Genomic DNA, 1,687 nt, shown 5'->3' with positions numbered 1-1,687 from the left:
GCCGCAGGTTCCGTCTATGTTTATGTCCCAGATGGTCAGGGCGGTTACACACAAACCAAGCTGATTGCTGCCGATGGGGCATTAGGTGACATGTTTGGTAGCCATGTTGCTATTAGCGAAGATGGAACGATCCTTGTCGGTGTACCTGGAGATGACGCCAAAGGGTTCGATTCTGGGTCTGTCTATGTGTTCAAACCAGATGCATTAGGTAACTACACTCATCCTGCCAATGAACTGGCGTTGTGGGAGACACCTGACACTTCCCCGATCACCCAGAGCCTTCAGCTGGCTTTTACGGATGTGGATGTATCAGATGATGCTCATACCGCCAGCATCACAGATGTCAGCGCAACCGGTGTCACCTCCGGCCTGTCATCCTTGAGTGACGACGACCTCAAAACTCTGCTGAATGTCAATGGAGTAACGTCTTCGGCTTCGAGCGTGGAAGGTACCATTGATCTGGCCTTCTCTGCTGCTTCCACCGTGTTCGATTATCTGGCAGTAGGTGAACAGGTTGAGCTCGTGTTCACTGTGACATTGGATGATGGCAATGGGGGAGTTGTGACCCAGCCGGTAACAGTGACTATCGTCGGCACCAACGATGCTCCGGTTGTCTCAGATATCGCAGCTTCCACCTCTGAAGATGTCAGTGTTCTAATCGAGCCGACCTATATCGATCCGGATGCATCCGACACAGCCACCATTACGTTTGATGCCAGCGGCACGAGAGGTGACGTATCTCTTATTGACGGTAAGTTCCAGTATGATCCGAACGGTCAGTTCGAGCATCTGGCTGTTGGTGAGACTGCAACCGATACCTTCACCTATACAGTGAGTGATGGCACGGCAGAGCCAACTACCAAGACGGTCAGGGTGACCATCAATGGCGCAAACGATGCCCCAATTGTGTCAGATATCGCGACATCGACTTCTGAAGACAATAGCGTTCTCATTGAACCGGTATTCTCGGATGTAGATAGCTCCGACACCCACACCATCACGTTTGATGCCAGCAACACGACAGGTGAAGTGTCTCTTGTTGATGGCAAGTTCCGGTATGACCCCAATGGCCAGTTCGAACATCTGGCAGTTGGTGAAACAGCTACTGACACCTTCACCTACACTGTCGATGACGGCAACGGCGGAGTAGTCACCAAGACTGCAACGATTACAATCAATGGTGCAAATGATGCGCCAGTTTTTGTTTCATCCGAGGTTATTTCCTCACTCGCTCATGTTGCTGACGCACTGGGTGCTTCAGCAGACGGATATGGCTCCAGTGTTGCGGTGAATGGATCTGGCACAATTGTTGTTGGTGCACCTAGGGATAGCGAAGGCAACGTGTATGCCGGTGGCTCTGTTGTTGTGCGTCAGCCAGATGGGTCCGGCGGTGTTACAGAACTCAAGCTAACGGCTCCAGATGGTGTCCACGCAGGTCAGTTCGGCACATCTGTCAGCATCAATGAAGACGGTGTAGTTGTTGTAGGCTCAACAGGTGATAATGAAAGCGGTTATCAAAGCGGTGCCATTTATGTCTATGTTCCTGATGGATCTGGCGGCTTTGCAGATTCGGTCAAACTGACCGCAATAGAAGGAAATGCCGGGAGCCAGTTTGGCAGTGCAGTTGCGATTAGTAATAATGGGATTATTGTCAGCGGAGCACCGCAGAGTTCTGGTGAGGGGCTTT

General features: G+C 51.3%; 1 protein-coding gene. It reads left to right on the top strand.

The window, feature by feature from the left end; all coding sequences use genetic code 11:
• A partial coding sequence (locus PPL9_RS02650) for a VCBS domain-containing protein (RefSeq protein WP_200962074.1) occupies nucleotides 1-1,687 on the top strand: 1,687 nt, incomplete at both ends.

The organism is Pseudovibrio sp. POLY-S9 (assembly GCF_001431305.1).
In the GTDB taxonomy this organism is placed as follows: Bacteria; Pseudomonadota; Alphaproteobacteria; order Rhizobiales; family Stappiaceae; genus Pseudovibrio.
Note: the sequence above shows the minus strand (reverse complement) of the source record. Positions and strands in the feature narration are given on the sequence as shown.